The sequence below is a fragment of the Laspinema olomoucense D3b genome (assembly GCF_025370785.1).
In the GTDB taxonomy this organism is placed as follows: Bacteria; Cyanobacteriota; Cyanobacteriia; order Cyanobacteriales; family Laspinemataceae; genus Laspinema; species Laspinema olomoucense.
The window spans coordinates 1-18,945 of the sequence record NZ_JAMXFA010000030.1 but is presented as its reverse complement, the minus strand read 5'-3'; the positions used below and the strand labels follow the sequence as shown (position 1 = coordinate 18,945).

The window sequence follows — 18,945 nt, the reverse complement described above, 5'->3', positions numbered from 1 at the left end:
TACTACTTTTCGGTGAGCTTCCAGACCCCATTCCAGTCATCCGGTGGGGGTTCCACCACAAAATGTTGACAGCGATCCATCTGTAAGGATGCCGCCTTATTATTCTTATCAAGTTCCAACACTTTACCAAACTCTTGGAGAGCTTTCGCAAATTGCCGAGACAAATAAAACTCCCGTCCCTTCGTGTAGGATTCGATAATTTGCACATTGTGGTCAGAAATTGGGTCCGATCGCAATCCCACCAATTCATAAATTTTGACGGGTTCGCTTTTCCCTTTTACGGTAATAAAGTCCAACTCCCGAACATAAACCTTGTCTGCACAAGGATTATATGTTTTTTCACTAATTACGATATCGGTCCCATACATTTTGCTCGTGCCTTCTAACCGAGACCCGAGGTTAACCCCATCTCCAATAGAGGTCAATTCCATCCGTTTGCTGGACCCGATATTCCCACTGACTACTTCATCAGAATGGATCCCGATCCCGATACTCAGGGTTTGCTTACCCACCGCTGTGCGATGCGTGTTGAATTCAATCAACCGCCGCCGCATTTCCACCGCCGTCTGCACCGCACACCAGGCATGGTCCTTGAGGGGGAGGGGAGACCCAAACACGGCCATGATTGCATCCCCAATATATTTATCCAGGGTCCCTTTGTACTGAAACACCGCATCGACCATCGACTCAAAATATTCATTGAGCATGATCACCACATCTTCCGCCTCCATGCCTTCGGTGAGGGTGGTGTAGCTGCGGATATCCGAGAACAAGACCGAGACTTCCTTGCGCTTGCCTCCGAGTCCCGTGTCCCCAGAGGCGAGTAACTGTTCTGCCACTTCCTGGGTCATGTAACGATACATGGTGCTCTTGAGTCGTTTCTCATCGCTGATATCTTCCATGACCACCAGGGCCCCATAAACGTTATCCCGGTCCGAGGCATCAGCAATGGAGTTAATCGACAAGTTAATGCTGTGTTGCTCTTTGTCGTCTTTGGCAATCAGGGTTTGATCGGGATAATACTGCTGACGGGATTTATCATCTTTAGCCGTCAATGCTGCATCAAACCACTTAGAAAAGTCCCCATCTTTAATTTGGATCAAGTCCCGCACGGATTTGCCTTCTATGCGATCGCTCGGTTCCAGACCGAGTAATTGACGCGCACTATCATTAGCGGCGATCGCATTTCCGGCCTTATCCGTCGAAATCACCCCATTGCTCAAGCTGCGCAAAATATCCCGTTGCATTTGCTCTTGCTGCTTGACCGTGGCAAAGAGTTTGGCATTTTGCAACGCCACTCCCGCTTGGGTATTAAACGCCTGCATAAATTCCTGATCGGACCGATTGAAACTGGCTTTCCAGCAATCTGGGGCTTCCGGCCATTGGGTCGGTTCGTAGGCGGGATGTTCCCCTTGTTTTTTCTTGTTCACCAACTGGGTCACCCCAATCAGTTCCCCATCGGCGTTGAACACCGGCATACATAATAAACTGCAAGTCCGATACCCGCTTTGTTGATCAACCCGCTTACTGGTTTCGCACCCGGGATGATCGTACAAATCAAAGGGGATATTTAGGGGTTCTCCAGTTTTCCCCACGGTTCCGGCATAGCCGACCCCCATTGGAATGCGGATTTCCTTTAACTCTCCTCTCGGACCGATCGGGATCTTGGTCCATAGGTCATTTTTATCGCGATCGATCAGCCATAGGGTGCTGCGATCGGCGTTCATCAGTTGTTTCGCCTCATCCATCACCTTTTTGAGGGTTTCTTCCAGGTCGAGGCTACTCTTGCTCAAAGATTGGGTCGCTGCCATGAGCGCTGCTGCGGCACGTTGCCGCTGAGTTGCTTTATAGAAGGACTTCGAGGATTCCAGAATCAGACGAATTGAGGGGGCAAACTCTTCAAATACCCGCTCATCTTCTTCGGTAAAGCCCTTGGCATTAATCCGTTCGGACAATTCCGCGTCCGCATCATGGATTTTTTTTAACTTATTGAGTAACTGCACCACTGCCACTAATGCCCCTTGTTCGTTCAACAGGGGTAAACAGAGCATCGTATAGGTGCGGTAACCCGTTTTTTTGAACTGTTCCTTAGCTGCACCGGACCGAGAATCGTCAAAGAAATCAAAGGGGATATTAACAACTTTCTTAAACGTAGCGACTTCCCCAGCAATTCCTTTGTCTGCTGGAATCCTAATCTCTAACGGCTTACCCCCTGCACCTTTGGCTATGATGGACCAGAGTTCGTTCTTTTCTTCATCTAATAAAAATATCGTGGTGCGGTCCGCGCCGAGGAGTTCCCCGGTTTTCAACGTGATGGAACGCAACATTTCATCGAGAATCGAGTCAAACCCTTGGGCATCGAGGAGGCTGTCGAGCATCGACAGGGTTTGATTAACGACTTCGAGCTTCCCTTCCACATCTTTGACAACTTGGGTAAAGCTGTCTTTATTGAGGGGGGCGAGAAAGCTGGTGAAGGTCCCCTTGGACTGAACTAAAGACCCCCCGCCGCCACTGTTACTCGGAGGGCTAGATTCAGGTTCGCTTACCGATGGGGATGTGGACCTGTGATGATCGGACTTGCCGCCGTCAACGATTTGAGGGGTCACATCAATCACGGCACCAGCACTACTATTATGGTTATGGTCCCAAGCCTTTGGATTTGGAGATGCAGCTGTCATAAGATCTATAACTCTTTACTTCAGACCAGGAGTCAGCGAATTTCTGGGATTATGTGAGTGTCCTGCGGAGAACGCCGTCGCGGATTTGTTGCACAAAGCCTAGCCGATCCGGTAACTATCTCTTTAAGTTTACTCTGTCCATAAATAATTAGACATTTGGGAATTAATTTTCGATCGCTTCATTTCAGCCCTCCTTGGGCGCTTTTTTGGGGTCCTCGGGGATGTCCGCATCGAGTTGGGACCGGAGTAACAGGGAGAACGCTAAGGAGATTCTGACACTACCTGCTGAAATTCAATGTGACCCTTTCTACTATTTCCATCTTTTTTCAAAAATTTTTGATAAATGTTCAAGGGATTATTCGGTTGGGATCAGGTTAGATGGCAGCTTCACAGATGGGATTGAACCGTGAGGCGCTTGGACGAATCGCCTCGTTGTTGTAACATTTTTGACAAGCAATGGTGATCCCGGCAAAAGTGTTAGTCGCTCTAAGGGTCAGCCCGTCATAAAGTTTGAAATTCGCTTTTATAGTTGTAACATTTTTTGGAAAATTGGGAACCCGGATTTTGAACTTTACAGGAGCTAGGTATCACCCCGATCGTTTCTAGAGGGAACGGATTAGAGACTGTTATCATATCGGGTTCCGTCTGCTTTGTTTCGGTTAGTCGGATTGGGGCAGAAAATCAAGGATTGTTTAAGAACTGCGGGTTTGAATTTTTCGGACGGAGGCGGCTTGGTTGAGCAAAGATTGCGCCCAGGCGATCGCCTCGGATGCCCCTTGTCCTCCCGCTAGTTGCGCCAGTTCTTCTCGTCGTTGTTCACTGGAAAGCGCCGTTACCCGGACGACGGTGCGTTCTTCCGGTGCAATCGGTGCAGGTGGGGTTGAACCGTTGCCTGGGGTGTTGGTGGGTTGGAGTTCCGGATCTGACGCCTCGGGGGTTTCTTCAGAACTGCCAATGACTTGTTTATTCACCCGAAAATGAAAGTCTGCCATTGCTGCAACAATCGGTTGATGGGTGACAAATAACACCTGTTGACCCTGGGAGAGTTGGTGGAGTTTTTGGGCGATCGCCCCGGCGACTCGTCCCGAAACTCCGGCATCAATTTCATCAAAGACAAGGGTAGCAGCACTATCCACTTGCACAAAACAGGATTGCAGGGCCAGCAAAAACCGGCTCATTTCCCCCCCGGAAGCGATTTCGGCCACAGGTTGCAAGGGTTCCCCAGGATTGGGACTAAACAGGAACATGATGCGATCGCTGCCGGTACTGGTGGGCGCTACGGGTTCAATTTGCACCTGAAACTGGACATTATCCATCGCCAGAGGTTTGAGTTCCTCAATCAGGCGTTGTTCTAACCGCAAGGCAGCAGTCCGCCGCCGAAGGGTTAATTTTTGACAGCTTTGGATGAGTTCGCCTTGACGGGCTTGATAGAGGCGTTCTAGCACCTCTACGGCGCGATCAGCTTGGGTGAGTTCTTCCAGTTCGGCTTCGATGCGATGGAAGTAGGCGATCGCCGCACTCAGGTTGGGTCCGTACTTGCGGCAAATTTGCTTAAGTTGAGCAATCCGTTGTTCTACCTCCGCCAATCGGTCAGGATCAGCTTCTAAACTGGAACTGTAGCTGCTCATCTGCCTTCCTGCCTCGATCGCTAGGGCTAAGGCATCGTTAACCATATCTAAAACGGCTTGCAATTCGGGGTCATAAGCCACCATATCCCGCAGGGTTTGTTCCACTTCTCCCAACAGGTCCGCCGCCGCAAAAGAGCCATCATTCTGCTGATAGAGGGCTTGATAAACGCGATCGCTTTGTTCCTGAAGTTCCACCACATGGGACAGGCGCTGCCGTTCCTGTTCCAGTTGCTCTAATTCCTCCGCTTCATGGAGATTAGCTTCGGAGAGTTCTTTAACTTGATAATCTAGTAAATCAATGCGTTGTAAGCGCTGTTGTTCCGATTGCCGACTATCTTCTAAAGCTTGTCGGGCGGCATTGGCTTCGGCATAATGGGTAACAACGGCTTGGCGGACTGCCAGGACCTCGGGACCGGCAAAGGCATCCAGCCAATCGCGCTGACGTGCCGGTTGTCCCAGTTGGACGGTTTGCCCTTGGGCGGTGATTTCCACCAGGCGATCGCGCAGTTGTTCCATGAGTTGCCGATTCACCAGCACCCCATTCAACCGCGATCGGCTCCTCATGGCTCCTCCTTTCCCAAACACGAGTTCCCGACTCACGACGAGAAGAGTGCCGTCTAACAGTTCAATTTCTTGGTCTCGGACCCAGGCAGCCACCGGGGGTTCTAGTTCAAACGTGGCCTCAATCAGCGATCGCCCGGTTCCGGTGCGGATAGCCCTTCCCGTACATTTGCCCCCCAAAACGGCATCCAGGGCGTCCAGAATAATGGATTTTCCCGCTCCCGTTTCCCCGGTTAAGACATTGAGACCCCTACCAAAGTCCAGATCTAAGCAGTCAATTAAGGCAAAATTTTCTATCCGCAGGGACAGCAACATAGCAATTCTTATCCTTGTGGAACTATACAGGGGAAAAGCCCCGCCTTCTTGGGGAAGGTTGGCCCTCCGGTCAATTTCCAGGGTTTTGAGTACAATAGAAATGTCCCAGATTGTTTGCTTGATGACAATCTTACCGCGAAAAATATTTAATACTGATGATAGAGGCTCAGTGCGAGAGCTTTGGGTTAGATTGATTTCACAGCCACACTTAAAAAAATTCAATAGTTTTCTTTATGGAATCCGGTAGTCCCTCTGCCCGGTCTTCTGAACCCGTTCCCCAAAATACTTTATCTAATTTATTTGGTGCGGCGATCGCCTTACTCACCCTCTTGCTCCCCCTCCTGGCGATCGGGACTTTTTCGGCCAATCCTCTCCCCACCCTCCCCTCCCCCTCATCCTATCCCCTCAGCGGGGTGAGCAGGTGACCCCAGAGCAGGGATATCCCCGGGCCCAAAAACTGGGTTTTTCACCCTTGCTTTCGGCAAAAACCCAGGCCCTTCCGGGTCTGGCTCCACAGCCGTAGACGCGTCTGCGCGGGCTAGTGGTCACAGGTTTTCCCTGAACAACCTAATTCCGGATGATACCAAATCCCCATATCAAAAGTCGTTGTTATGGAGTAGCCCGCCTGGGCGGGCTTTGTTCTTGGATCCCCACCCTTTAGGGGGCGAGTCTGGGCAGCAAACCGATGGTGTGTGGGTTCCAGGTTTCTGGTACGATGGCTGACGGACTGTCATGGGGTATTCAAAGCCCGATCGCGAATCCGAGCGACGGCGTTGTACACCCTGGGCTGACCCAAATTTAACCCTGCTGAATCGGCAAGATTCGGATAGGAAAACGACCCTCGCCATCCAAGGAGTTATTGTGGATTTAACGAAGATTCCAGCCCAACCGAAACCTGGTCTGATTAATGTCTTAATTGAAATCGCAGGCGGCAGCAAGAATAAGTACGAATTTGATAAAGAGTTAGGCGCTTTGACCCTCGATCGCGTCCTGTATGCCTCGGTTCAGTATCCTTTCGATTATGGCTTTATCCCGAATACCCTAGCTGAAGATGGAGACCCCCTCGATGGTATGGTGATTATGGATGAGCCAACCTTTCCCGGTTGTGTGATTGCCGCCCGTCCCGTCGGGTTTTTAGAAATGATTGACGGGGGGGACCCAGATGAAAAAATTCTCTGCGTTCCGGATAAAGACCCCCGCTATGCTCATGTCAGATCCCTGAAAGATATCGCCCCTCATCGACTAGAGGAAGTTGCGGAATTTTTCAGAACCTACAAAAATCTGGAAAAGAAGAAAACCGAAATTCTCGGCTGGCATGATGTAGAAAAGGTAATGCCTCTGGTTGAGAAGTGCGTTAAAGCCGGTCAAAAAGCCTAATAAAGACTGAATTGAGGTTCCCCAAAATTGGGGGCCCAGTCTACAGCGTAAAAACGGACAATCCTTGTATCTTGTAAGGGCGCAATGCTTGCGCCCCCTTACACCCCTCCATTGCCAAGGGAAGCTCCTCTCGAAAGGTTCCCTGGATGTTGATTCCGTCGGCGATCGCGGACTAAAACAACCAACTCCCGCTACACTGTAAATTCAATGGTGCTAACAACTTCAGGGCTATCACTCGCATCCATCCCGTGGGACCCCCTGCAATCCGTCGCGATCGCAAAGCCAGCCCGCACTTTCTGGGTTTTAAGGTCCTGATGTTCTAACATTGAGGCAGCAATCTGCCAACCTCCTTAGAAACAACTCCGCATCATGCAGCGAACTCTTCTATTAGCAAAAATCCATAACTGCACTCTCACCGATGCTAATTTGAATTATGTGGGAAGCATTAGTATTGATCAAAAGTTAATGGAGGCAGCAGGTATCTTGCCTTACGAGCAGGTGCAGGTTGTCAACAAATCCAACGGAGAACGGTTAATCACCTATGCGATTGAGGCCCCTGGCGAGTCCGGGGCGATCGAACTCAATGGTGCAGCAGCGCGTCTGGGTGTACCGGGCGATCGGCTAATTATTATGACCTATGGACAATTCACCCCAGAAGAGGTTACAACCTATTCGCCTCGGGTTGTTCTGGTTGATGAGCAAAACCGTCTGTTGGAAGTGCGACGGTATGAAGAATTGCATACCTTTAGCCTCGTTTAGGTGCAATCCCCCTAAACCGCGCCTTTGCTTATTACCCTAAACCCCCGCCTTTTTTTTGACCTAAAGTAGCCAGCCCACCGCCTTGCGATCGGATAGTCTCTATGGAAACCAGCCTGGATTCTGCGTTTTTTATCTACTTTTGGGGAGTGCGCGGCAGCGTTGCCACACCCGGAAAAGAAACCGTTCACTACGGTGGCAATACCTCCTGTGTGGAAATGCGCGTCGGTGGTAAACGCCTGATTTTCGATGGGGGAACCGGCTTGCGACTCCTTGGCACCAGTTTAATGCCCCAGATGCCCGTGGAGGCTCATCTGTTTTTTTCCCACTCCCACTGGGATCACATTCAAGGCTTCCCTTTCTTCGTCCCCGCCTTTATCCCCGGCAATCTCTTTCATGTTTACGGTGCTGTCGCCCCCAATGGTGCAACCATGAAACAGCGTCTATCCGACCAAATGCTGCATCCTAACTTTCCCATTCCACTTCAGGGCATGAGGTCTGAGTTGAAATTCTACGACTTACACCCCGGGGATGTAGTCACCATTGATGATATCACCATTGAAACCGCCCATCTGAATCATCCCAGTGAAGCCCTCGGCTATCGCGTCACCTGGCAAGGACATACCGCAGTTTACTGTACCGATACCGAACATTATCCCGATCGCCTCGATGAAAATGTCCTCTCTCTCGCCCGGAATGCCGATATTTTCATCTATGACGCCACCTACACCGATGAAGAATACTATCACCCCATCACCCCGAAAGTAGGCTGGGGCCACTCCACCTGGAAAGAAGGCATCAAACTTGCCAAAGCTGCTGGAGTTAAGCATTTAGTGATTTTTCATCACGACCCCTCTCATGATGATGAGTTTCTAGCTGATGTTGAATCTCAAATTCAAGCCGAATTCCCCGACGCCTTCCTAGCGCGAGAAGGCATGAAGTTAAATCTAATTTAAAGTCACCACTCCATCACAATTCCCCTGTTTGTAGTAACGACAGCAAGTCGTTACTACAAACATCCCCCCCATCTCCCCATCCTCCCCACCCTCCCCACCCTCCCCATCCCCCCCATCCCCCCCATCTCCCCATCCTCCCCATCTCCCCATCCTCCCCATCCTCCCCATCTCCCCCATCCCCCCCATCTCCCCATCCTCCCCATCTCCCACCCTCCCCATCTCCCACCCAGGGGAGTAAGATGAGAAGAATAATTTTCCATCAGAAAATCATCTATCCCTTAAAAACTATATGGCTGCTAATAATGCCCACATCAAACGGTTACTCGAAACCAAGCAGTGTCAGGGAGGCATCCTCAATGAGGCAAACCTAGGTCGTTTTAATCTAAATAAAGCGGACTTAAGCGGTGCTAAATTGCTGTTTGCCAATCTCAATCAAACAAATCTCAGTCATGCAAACTTGAGCGGCGCTGACTTGAGTTTTGCTAATTTAGTCGATGCCAACCTCACCCACTCGGATCTGAGTGGATTGGATGGCAAGGGGATGAACCTGTTTGAGGCGAAGCTAAATCATGCCAACCTCAGTGGGGCGGATTTAACGTTTGCCAATTGCGTGAATACAAATTTCACGGATGCAAATCTCAGTGGTGTGGATTTCAAAGGCGCGAATCTGATTGGGGCTGTTCTCAATCATGCCAATCTCAGTGGGGTGCAATGTGCCGGGGCGAATCTGGGGAATGCACAATTGGTGGAGGCAAATTTGACCAATGGGGATTTGAGTGATACCCGGTTGGTGGATGCGGACTTGCGAGATGCCAATCTCAATGGGGCGGATCTCAGAAATGCGAATTTGTTTAATGCCAATCTCAGTGGGGCGAATCTCACTGGGGCGAACTTGGGAGGTGCAAATTTGGCTCATGCCAAGCTGGATGGGGCGATCGGACTCTATGGCAGTGGCATGGGAATGTCTGGCGATCGCCACTCTGGGATGCATCAAGCGTCTATGGCTTATATTCCCTTGGGTCACCCTGGGGCTTATCCCGGAGGCGGTAGCGGTTTGGCCCTTCCCCGTCCGGGGATGCAGTAACCGGCGATCGGCTCAGTTTAGGGGGTATATTGTGGGAATTTCTCTCACAATATACCCTTTATTTTTTAAAACCCTTAAATATGTTATACTTAGTGTTGTCAAACTCTAGAAATTCAGGAGGAAACCGTTGCACTGGGGTTCATTAGCTATAGTGGGAAGCGGCATTCAACCGGGAGAATACCTCACATTGGCTGCTCAAGCCTGGATTAAATATGCGGATAAATTGTTGTTTTCCGTGGTTGACCCCGTGACAGCCTCATGGTTGCCAACCTTGAATCCCACGGCTGAAGCATTCCTGGATTCAGACTGACGGCCTCAATGCTAAGTAGACTCTATAAGAATCGGCTAACATTAGAGGGTAAAGGGAATATCTTACCCAAGGCGGGGTTAACCATCCGTCCGGATCGGGAACTTTGGATGCGGGTAGGTATCCCCTGTAGACCCTGAACGAGGACAGAATCTGATGGCGATCGCAATTTTAAACTACCAAATCGGCGAACTACTCCACGAAAGCAGCAACTCCCGAATCTATCGCGCCGTGGGTCTATCCGATAACCAACCCGTTATCCTCAAGCTACTCAATCAAGCCTACCCCTCCCCCGAAAAAATCGCCCAGTTTCAGCGCGAGTATGAAACCACTCAGTCTTTAAATTTTCCCGGAATTATTAATGCCTATCGCTTAGAAAGGTCGGATCGCCAGTGGGTGATGGTGATTGAAGATTTTGGCGGAGTTTCCCTAAAGACAATCATTCAAAATCAACCTTTAACCCTGAGTCAATTTTTACCCATTGCCATTAACATTGCTGAAATCTTGGATCTTGTCCATCAGCAACAAATTATCCACAAAGATATTAACCCCACCAACCTGGTTTTCAACCCCAACACCCAAGAACTCAAACTTATCGATTTTGGCATCTCTACCCAACTGAGTCGAGAAAATCCCACCTTTCGGAATCCTAATCTCTTAGAAGGAACCCTCCTCTATATTGCCCCGGAACAAACCGGACGGATGAATCGCAGCGTAGACTATCGCAGTGATTTTTATTCCCTCGGGGCGACCTTTTACGAACTACTTATCGGCAGAGTTCCCTTTCCCAGCGATGACGCCCTGGCCCTGGTGCATTCCCATCTAGCCCAACAACCCATCCCACCCCATCAGATTAATCCAGAGATTCCTGAAGCAATTTCGCACATCATCTTAAAATTGATGTCCAAAAATGCTGAAGACCGCTATCAATCCGCTTATGGATTAAAGAAGGATTTAGAAGAATGTCTGCGCCAGTGGCAAAGCACTGGAGAGATTATACTTTTTCCTCTCGCGACTCAGGATAGTTCGGACCGATTCCAACTGCCGCAAAAACTGTATGGACGACAGCAAGAAATCGCCGAACTGCTCTCCGGTTTCGAGCGAGTTTGTAGCGGGGGACACACTGAACTGATGCTCGTAGCGGGATATTCTGGGATTGGGAAATCGGCCTTAGTCCAGGAAGTTTATAAACCGATTACCCGTCAACGAGGTTATTTTATCTCCGGCAAATTTGACCAACTGCAACGGGATATTCCTTATGCTTCTCTGGTGCAAGCCTTTCGGTCTTTAATATTGCAATTGCTCACAGAAAGCGCGATCCAAATCGCCACTTGGCGGGAGAAACTGCTGACGGCACTCGGGCCTAATGCACAAATTATCATTGATGTCATTCCCGAACTGAAAGCCATCATTGGCGAACCACCCAATGTACCGGAACTTCCGGGAACGGAAGCTGAAAATCGCTTTAAATTAGTCTTCCAAAACTTTATTCAAGTCTTTACCCAAGCCGAACATCCGCTAGTTGTCTTTTTAGATGATTTACAATGGTCTGATAGCGCTTCCCTGAAATTGTTAGCACTTTTGATGACGACCCCGGCGAGTCAGTATTTATATCTCATCGGGGCCTATCGCGATAACGAAGTTTCCTCAGCGCATCCCTTGATGCTCACCCTAGAGGAACTTCAAAAAAACCAAGCAACCGTGAATCAAATTTTTCTGACTCCGTTGAGTCTAAGTGATGTCACTCTGTTGGTGGCCGATACCCTAAATGCGGCTGAAGAAATTGCCCGACCCCTTGCAGAGTTAGTAGAGGCCAAAACGAAGGGAAATCCGTTTTTTGTCAACCAATTTTTAAATTCTCTCTATAAAAATAAAGTCTTAAATTTTGAATCTTCCCGTCGCTGTTGGCAGTGGGATATTCATCAAATAGCGGCCCAAAATATTACAGACAATGTGGTAGATTTGATGGTAGAGCAAGTTCAAAAACTACCCGAAACTACCCAAAATTGCTTAAAATTAGCGGCTTGTATGGGCTATCGCTTTGACCTAGAAACTTTGGCCCTCGTCTCTCAGAAATCCCGTTCAGAAACGGCAGCCGCATTATGGGATGCCATCTCCGAGACTTTGATTTTACCCCTTGGGGACGACTATAAGCTAATGGAATTGGATATCCCCGAGATTGCACAGGGGGTAACTGTGGAGTATAAATTTGCTCATGACCGCATCCAGCAAGCGGCTTATTCTTTAATTCCAGAAACTGATAAACAAGCGGTCCATCTAAGAATTGGTCGCTTATTAAGACAATATCAAAACCCCGAAGAAGGGAAAAAGCAAATATTTAATATTGTCAATCAATTAAATTTGGGTAAAAATTTAATTCAAACACTAGAAGAACGAAATGATTTAGCTGACCTAAATTTACAAGCGGGCATAAAAGCAAAAAAATCAGCCGCTTATCAGCCTGCTTATAATTACTTAAAAGTGGGTTTAGAATTACTCTCTCTGCAATCTTGGCAAACTCACTATCGCCTTACCTTAAATTTATATGAAGAAGCCGCAGAAGCTGCTTATTTATGCGGTGACTTTGAGGCAATGAGACAGCTAATTGAACAGCTACAGGAACAGGCACTCAATGTTTTAGATCAAGTAAAGGCTTATGAAACACGGATTTTAGCTTATAATGCTCAAAACCAATTGAGAGAAGGCATCACCATAGCATTAGAAGTATTAAAACTTCTGGGAGTAGACTTTCCCGAACAGCCCACCGATGAAGATGTGATGCAAGCACTCCAGCAGACTCAGGAGAATTTAGCAGAACGCGCCCGCACCGCCGACAATTTGCTAAATTTCACCCCCATGAGCGACCCCTACAAAGGGGCTGCTATGAAAATTATGGCGATGTCCTATAATGCTTCTTATTCAATTTATGGATTATTTGCCCTGTTCGTCTGTAAGCAGATTGATTTATCCGTTCACTATGGATATGCACCCCTATCAGCAGATGCCTTTGCCTTTTATGGATTTATTCTCTGCCGTTCGGGACAATTAGAAAGGGGTTATCAATATGGTCAATTCGCTATCCAGTTAGCTAACCACTTAAATGATAGACAGGTTCAAGCCCGAGTCTATGCTCGGAGTTACTTTTTCACCACTCACGCCAAAGAGCATTTACACCTGAGTTTAAATCCCTTTTTAGAAGGATATCAAGCCGGATTAGAAAGTGGAGACTTTGAGATTGCAGCCAATAATTTATGTTCTTATACCGTCAATGCTTATTTAGGGGGTAAAAGTTTAGAAAACCTGGAAAAGCAGGCCCAAAATTATAGCCTTTTAATGCGTAATTTAAAGCAAGAAAGCCCGTTGAATTGGCACGAATCCTTCCGACAAGCTATTTTAAACCTTCGCGGAAATTCCGAAACTCCTTGGCGATTAATGGGAGAGGCTTTTAATGAAGAAATCATGGCCCCACTTCGCCTCCAAGCGGGAGATGTCAGTTCATTACATAATATGTATTTGAATAAACTGATTTTAGCCTATCAGTTTCAGGAATTTCAGGATGCCATCACTACAATTGCTGAGTTAGAAAAATATGTGATAAACGCCCTAGGAACACCCCTTGCTTTAGTGTTCCATTTCTACGATTCCCTCACGCACCTCGCCCTCTATCCCGACGCCTCCGAACCCGAACAACAGCGGATCCTAGAAAAAGTCACCGCCAACCAGGAAAAAATGCAACTTTGGGCGCAACAGGCCCCCATGAACTACCTGCATAAATATTATCTCGTCGAAGCCGAACGCGCCCGAGTCTTGTGCAACCCGTCCGATGCGCGAGACTACTACGATCGCGCCATCAGCCTCGCCAAAGAAAACGAATACCTCAACGAAGAAGCCCTCGCCTACGAACTCGCCGCCCGTTTCTACATCGCGCGCAACATCCCTCACTTAGCCCGCTTCTACCTCCAAGAAGGCCACTATGCTTACCAACGCTGGGGGGCCACTGCCAAAGTCCAACAGCTAGAAACCCGTTATCCCCAACTCATCGAATTACGCACCTCCACCAGCAGCAAACTCTCCACCACCTCCACCAGTGGCAGCAGTTCCGGGGAAACCCTGGATATCGCCACCGTGCTCAAAGCCTCCCAAGCCATCAGCAGCGAAATCCAACTCAATAAACTCCTCGCCCAACTTCTGACTCTCGCCATAGAAAACGCTGGTGCACAAAAAGGTGTGCTGATTTTATCTGACAACAACCAACTCAAAATCGAAGCTGCCAAACTCCCCAATGGGGCAGTCCAAATCCTGGAATCCCTCCCCTTAGAAAGCGGCAACTTCGTCCCACCGGCTATCATTAACTATGTCGCCCGGACCCAAGAAAATGTCATCCTCGCCAACGCCACCGAAGAGGGAATTTTCACCTCAGAACCTTATATTCTCCAACAGCAAACTCAATCCCTTCTTTGTGCCGCTATTGTCAACCAAGGCAAACTCATCGGTATTCTTTACCTAGAAAATAACTTAGCAACTGGCGCATTTACCCCGGAACGCATCGAACTGTTACAAGTCATCTCCGCCCAAGCGGCAATTTCCCTAGAAAATGCCCAACTGTATCGCACCTTAGAAGATAAAGTCATCGAACGTACCGCCCAACTCGCCGAAGCCAACGAAGAAATCAGCGCATTGAATGAACTGCTCAAATCCGACAACCTGCGGATGAGTGCCGAACTGGATGTCACCCGTCAACTCCAACAAAAAATGTTGCCTCGCTATGAAGAATTGCAGGCGATTCCTGGGTTAGAAATTGCGGGATTTATGGAGCCAGCCGATGAAATTGGGGGAGATTATTATGATGTGTTGAACCATGAGGGACATATCAAAATCGGGATTGGGGATGTCACGGGACATGGATTAGAAGCCGGAATGGTGATGGTGATGGTCCAAACGGCTGTGCGGACTTTGTTGGTGAACGATGAAAGGGATTACGTGAAGTTTTTAAATACGATTAACCGGATGATTCATGACAACGTAGCCCGGATGCGGACGGATAAGAATCTAACTTTAGCGTTGTTGGATTATGCTGATGGCGTGTTACGGATTACGGGACAACATGAGGAGGTTTTGGTAGTCCGAGGAACGGGAGAAATTGAGCGACTGGATACGGTGGATTTAGGATTTCCTGTGGGGTTAGAGTTGGATATTTCTGATTTTATTACTCAGGCAGAAGTGGAGTTAAATCCCGGGGATGGGGTGGTGCTTTATACCGATGGGATACCGGAGGCGGAAAATATGGCGGGAGAGTTCTATGGGATGGACCGATTGTGTGAGGTGGTGTCGCAGTATTGGCAGGAGTCTGCGGAGGCGATTCGTTCCGGGGTGATTCAGGATGTGCGGGAGTTTATTGGGGAACAGAAGGTGTTTGATGATATTACTTTGGTGGTGATGAAGCAGCGATGATGGAGGATGGGGAGGACCGCCATCGGGATGGGGAGGATGGGGAGGATGGGGAGGATGGGGGAGATTCTAACTTGCGATCGCCCCAGAAGAACCCCACCCTAACCCTCCCCTTGCTAAGGTGAGGGGACCGGAGGTGGCGATCGCCCCAGGGGAACCCCACCCTAACCCTCCCCTTGCTAAGGGGAGGGGACCGGAAGGAAGGGGATTTTACAATTGGGAGGATTGGCGATCGAGTCTGACTTGGGACCCGGTGTCATCGGTGCGGTAGACTAAGGTGCGATCGCCACTTTGGACCGTTACCTGCCACCCCTCCACTAGGGCCAGCAAACAGCTTTCATTGGCTTCTCCTAACCCTAAACAGCCATCAGACCAGGTTTGTTTTTGTGAGGAAACTAGCGTAAAATTACCCGGTTGCAGTCCGAAATCTCGGGCTAGATTTTCCTCTACGGCAGTGGTGATATTTGAGGGTAATAGCACATCCCCAGTCTGCGGATTCACCGTAAATTGTAAGCTAACGGTGGGGGTGCGATTGGCAACTTCTGCCGGATTCGCTTCCATGTTCCCCTGGGTATAAGGTTCAACGCCAAAGGTTGTCACTGTTAGCTGTTGAGTGTCTGGGGCGATCGCAAATTCAGTCCAGCCATAATTGTGTCCATTAAAATAGGAACCCTGGAGTAATTGCGCGTCAATTTCTGACCCTTCTAACCCCACGGGATCATATCCTAATGGCAGAATCCGATTATCAATCACCTGGCGCACAAAGGCATTCTTTTCCGCCTCATTGGTCATTGCCCGATAGCGGTCTTTCTCTGCGGGAGACAGCAGTGCATCGGGGGTAAAGGCGACGGTTGCCGGTCCAAATGGGGCCGCAAAAGGTCCTTGGCCGATATTTAACTGAATCGCCGCAGGACCAATCATCACATCAAAAGCGCCGGTGGGTTTTTGCGGTTGACCCAATCCCTCCTGGTAGGTCACATTGTTGACGACATTGCCATGAAAATCTCCACTGACAAACACCACATTGCTAATATTGTTCTCATCAATAAACCGTAATATCTCGGTTCGTTCCGCCTCAAATCCCTCCCAACGTTCCCCAGAAACTGCGATTCCAAAATGTTGCATCGGGACCGTAGACATGACAAACTTCCAGGTAATTCCAGCGTTTTCAGCGGCGAGTAAATCGTTTTTGAACTCCTGTAACTGCGCTTGACCTAAGACTGTGCGGTTGGGGTCAAATGAGTTTTGCAAATAGGCGTTGACGGCTTCTGGGGAAGCGGTTTCCGGGATAAAGGGCAAGGGCTTATCGCGGAACGATCGCAGGTCTAAGACAAAGCTGGCGGCATCGCTGCCATGAACATTGTACCGATACAGTTTCTCTTTGTTAGCGGTCCGGGGGTCGCCGGTTTCCCCATACTGTTGTTCCGTCATGGGTTTGTAATCCAGGAACGCTTCCAATGCCTGATTAAATACGGGAGTTTCATTGACAAACCGGCCTTCGGTCCCGAAAATCCCATTCCGTTGGGGGGATGCGGCTGGGGCGGCACCTCCGGCAAAATCATTGGTGATTTCGTGGTCATCCCAGGTGTTATAGGTAGCGGTAGAGGCGCGCAAATCGGCCCAGGGGTTGAGTCCAAATCGTTCGCTGAAAATTTCGTTATATTTAGTGCGAAATTGGTCTATATTAGCGGATTGGCGGACACCGGGGAGGTCTGGGGATATACTGTCCATTTCCACCGTATCTCCCAGGAGTACAAAAAAGTCTAGGTTGCGATCGGGGACATTGCTAATGGAGGGATAGGGGGCGAGTTCTCCCTGCCAGTCTCCGGTGACGCCAAACCGTAATCCCGTCTGTGTTCCCAAGGGGGCGGGAGTGCGAAACTGTCCGATTGCGGAAGTGCCTGCGGCATCAGTGACGCGATAGTAATATTGGGTTTGCGGGGCCAAGTCACTCACTTGCACCTGGACTGGGACCGTGGGGTCGGTGACAAAGTTGGTAGTTCGTCCGGCGATCGCCCCAAAGTTGGCATCGGTGGCATACTCAAAAATCACCGGACCTACTTCTGTACTGCGTGTCCACAACACAGCACTATTTTGGGTCACATCCCCGGCAGCCACTCCATTGGGGAGGGTGGTATTGCCTTCCCTAAATGGAGTAAACTCCCGGCCTTCGGTGACACCAAACGTGAGATAATGTCCAATCCCGGTGATTTCATCCCGTTCTACGGCAGCCGCAACGTCAGGATTTTTTGCTAAATAGGGCTTGCTGAAAAAAAGTGAAACGCTGACTATTCAAGGCTCCCAGAAGTGTGGCTCGGGCCCAAACGACCGGAAAAAGAGGTAAAATAGGAAATTGTTGTGCATCGGTTGAGGGAAAATGTATCGAAAATCACAAAACACCCTGGGGCCAGAAGAAGCCTTTGAACTTCCTTTTGAGGGCCAACTGTGTGAAGACAATCGGTGGATAGTTCTGTCGAAGCTCATTCCTTGGTCAGAATTTGAGGCAGAATATGCCCAAAATTTTTCAGAAGAAATGGGAGCACCCGCTAAATCTTTTAGGATGGCACTGGGCGCTTTAATCATCAAAGAAAAGTTGGGTATGAGTGACCGAGAAACTGTAGAACAAATACAGGAAAACCCTTACTTACAGTATTTTATTGGACAGAACAGTTATCAGAACGAAGCGCCCTTTGACCCCTCAATGATGGTTCATTTTCGGCAAAGAATTACTCCGGCTTTGCTTCAAAAAATTAATCGTAGAATTGTCCAAAAAAGTCTAGGATTCACTCCGGAGGACCCCAGCACAAAAAAGTTAAAAGAAGCCGAAAACCCAAAAGAAAATAGAGGTCGGCTATTAATGGATGCAACGGTTTCCCCTGCGGATATCAAATACCCCACGGATGTGGAGCTATTAAATCAAGCCAGAAAAACTACCGAAAGCATCATAGATACCTTATATAAATTTCTGAAGGATAACCTGGACAAAAAACCAAGAACTTACAGAAATAAAGCCAGAAAAGATTATTTAAAGTTCGCTAAAAAGAGGAACCCCTCTGGAAACCAAAGGAAAGAAGCCGTTAAAAAACAACTGCAATATATCAAACGGAATTTGGGACATATTGACAAGTTAATTGAAAAAGGAGCCAGCTTAGAACTCTTAAGCAGAAGGCAATACAGGAATTTATTAGTCTCCGCAGAAATTTATCGTCAACAGGATTTGATATGGTCGAATAATCAAAAAAGAATCGACAATCGGATTGTCAGTTTAACACAACCTCATGTCCGTCCAATCGTCCGAGGTAAAGCAGGAAGTCCTACGGAATTCGGAGCGAAGTTATCAGTCAGTTGTGTAGAAGGATATGTATTGCTAGAAAAAATTAGTTGGGAAAGTTATAATGAAAGTGGAGATTTTATTAGTCAAGTAGAGGCGTACAAAGAATTGACGGGAGTTTACCCGGAATCGGTTCACGCCGATAAAATTTATCGCACCCGAGTCAATAGAGCTTGGTGTAAAGAAAGAGGAATTAGACTCAGCGGTCCTCCATTAGGGAGACCGCGAACCCAAGTTAGCCTTCAAGATAAAAAACAAGCACAGGAAGACGAGCGCATTCGCAACGAAATTGAAGGGAAATTTGGACAGGGTAAACGAAGATTCAGTCTGAATCGAGTCATGTCTAAACTATCTAATACTTCCGAAACTTCTATTACTCTTACGTTTTTAGTGCTCAACCTTGTGAAACTGCTCAGGCAGTTTTACTGCAGGGCAAGCTCATCTAATTTGGTATAAATTGTACTTGACAAAAAAGCAATTATAGGGTTTGCCCCATTTAATGAT

At 48.4% G+C, this 18,945-nt stretch carries 12 protein-coding genes; 9 read left to right on the top strand and 3 right to left on the bottom strand.

Annotation, left to right across the window (positions count from 1 at the left end; translation table 11 throughout):
* Window positions 1–2: 2 nt before the first annotated feature.
* Window positions 3–2,678, bottom strand: coding sequence for a GAF domain-containing protein (locus NG792_RS19935; protein ID WP_261200306.1), 2,676 nt, complete (start codon window positions 2,676–2,678; stop codon window positions 3–5).
* A gap of 692 nt (window positions 2,679–3,370) precedes the next feature.
* Entirely contained in the window at window positions 3,371–5,182 is a 1,812-nt protein-coding gene (gene recN / locus NG792_RS19930; protein WP_261236546.1) for a DNA repair protein RecN, read from the bottom strand.
* Between the two features lie 233 nt (window positions 5,183–5,415).
* On the opposite strand from recN, the gene NG792_RS19925 reads away from it, so the two are divergent.
* The 8 genes from NG792_RS19925 to NG792_RS19890 all read left to right on the top strand — a co-directional run bounded on the left by NG792_RS19925 (window position 5,416) and on the right by NG792_RS19890 (window position 15,235).
* Window positions 5,416–5,607 carry a TLTLP motif-containing protein gene (locus tag NG792_RS19925; RefSeq protein ID WP_261200304.1) on the top strand — a complete coding sequence of 64 codons (192 nt, stop codon included), beginning with the start codon at window positions 5,416–5,418 and terminating at the stop codon, window positions 5,605–5,607.
* A gap of 436 nt (window positions 5,608–6,043) precedes the next feature.
* On the top strand, window positions 6,044–6,559 hold the full coding sequence (locus NG792_RS19920) for an inorganic diphosphatase (RefSeq protein ID WP_261200329.1): 516 nt from the start codon (window positions 6,044–6,046) through the stop codon (window positions 6,557–6,559).
* Between the two features lie 369 nt (window positions 6,560–6,928).
* A complete protein-coding gene (panD, locus tag NG792_RS19915) occupies window positions 6,929–7,318 on the top strand; it encodes an aspartate 1-decarboxylase (RefSeq protein ID WP_261200303.1) in 390 nt (129 codons plus the stop codon).
* Between the two features lie 101 nt (window positions 7,319–7,419).
* Window positions 7,420–8,271, top strand: coding sequence for an MBL fold metallo-hydrolase (locus tag NG792_RS19910; RefSeq protein ID WP_261200302.1), 852 nt, complete (start codon window positions 7,420–7,422; stop codon window positions 8,269–8,271).
* A gap of 289 nt (window positions 8,272–8,560) precedes the next feature.
* Entirely contained in the window at window positions 8,561–9,355 is a 795-nt protein-coding gene (locus tag NG792_RS19905; protein WP_261236545.1) for a pentapeptide repeat-containing protein, read from the top strand.
* Window positions 9,356–9,482: 127 nt separating this feature from the next.
* Window positions 9,483–9,665, top strand: a complete 183-nt coding sequence (locus NG792_RS19900) for an SAM-dependent methyltransferase (RefSeq protein ID WP_261200300.1) — start codon at window positions 9,483–9,485, stop codon at window positions 9,663–9,665.
* A gap of 153 nt (window positions 9,666–9,818) precedes the next feature.
* A complete protein-coding gene (locus NG792_RS19895; protein ID WP_261200299.1) occupies window positions 9,819–15,113 on the top strand; it encodes an AAA family ATPase in 5,295 nt (1,764 codons plus the stop codon).
* Entirely contained in the window at window positions 15,110–15,235 is a 126-nt protein-coding gene (locus tag NG792_RS19890) for a hypothetical protein (RefSeq protein WP_261200298.1), read from the top strand. The genes NG792_RS19895 and NG792_RS19890 overlap by 4 nt, the downstream gene beginning before the upstream one ends.
* A gap of 85 nt (window positions 15,236–15,320) precedes the next feature.
* Here the strand turns inward: NG792_RS19890 and NG792_RS19885 are convergent, their stop codons facing one another.
* Window positions 15,321–17,312, bottom strand: a complete 1,992-nt coding sequence (locus tag NG792_RS19885; protein ID WP_494337303.1) for an alkaline phosphatase D family protein — start codon at window positions 17,310–17,312, stop codon at window positions 15,321–15,323.
* Window positions 17,313–17,487: 175 nt separating this feature from the next.
* Here NG792_RS19885 and NG792_RS19880 point away from each other — a divergent pair, with 175 nt between their 5' ends.
* Window positions 17,488–18,897: an IS5 family transposase gene (locus NG792_RS19880; RefSeq protein ID WP_261236543.1), complete on the top strand. Its 1,410-nt coding sequence runs from the start codon at window positions 17,488–17,490 to the stop codon at window positions 18,895–18,897.
* Window positions 18,898–18,945: the final 48 nt, after the last annotated feature.

Excerpts from the sequence above, each read along its gene's own strand:
- NG792_RS19935 (WP_261200306.1), bottom strand. The coding sequence starts at position 2,678 with ATGACAGCTGCATCTCCAAATCCAAAGGCTTGGGACCATAACCATAAT.
- NG792_RS19910 (WP_261200302.1), top strand. The coding sequence starts at position 7,420 with ATGGAAACCAGCCTGGATTCTGCGTTTTTTATCTACTTTTGGGGAGTG.
- NG792_RS19895 (WP_261200299.1), top strand. The coding sequence starts at position 9,819 with ATGGCGATCGCAATTTTAAACTACCAAATCGGCGAACTACTCCACGAA.
- NG792_RS19890 (WP_261200298.1), top strand. The coding sequence starts at position 15,110 with ATGATGGAGGATGGGGAGGACCGCCATCGGGATGGGGAGGATGGGGAG.
- recN (WP_261236546.1), bottom strand. The coding sequence starts at position 5,182 with ATGTTGCTGTCCCTGCGGATAGAAAATTTTGCCTTAATTGACTGCTTA.
- NG792_RS19880 (WP_261236543.1), top strand. The coding sequence starts at position 17,488 with ATGTATCGAAAATCACAAAACACCCTGGGGCCAGAAGAAGCCTTTGAA.
- NG792_RS19925 (WP_261200304.1), top strand. The coding sequence starts at position 5,416 with ATGGAATCCGGTAGTCCCTCTGCCCGGTCTTCTGAACCCGTTCCCCAA.
- panD (WP_261200303.1), top strand. The coding sequence starts at position 6,929 with ATGCAGCGAACTCTTCTATTAGCAAAAATCCATAACTGCACTCTCACC.
- NG792_RS19905 (WP_261236545.1), top strand. The coding sequence starts at position 8,561 with ATGGCTGCTAATAATGCCCACATCAAACGGTTACTCGAAACCAAGCAG.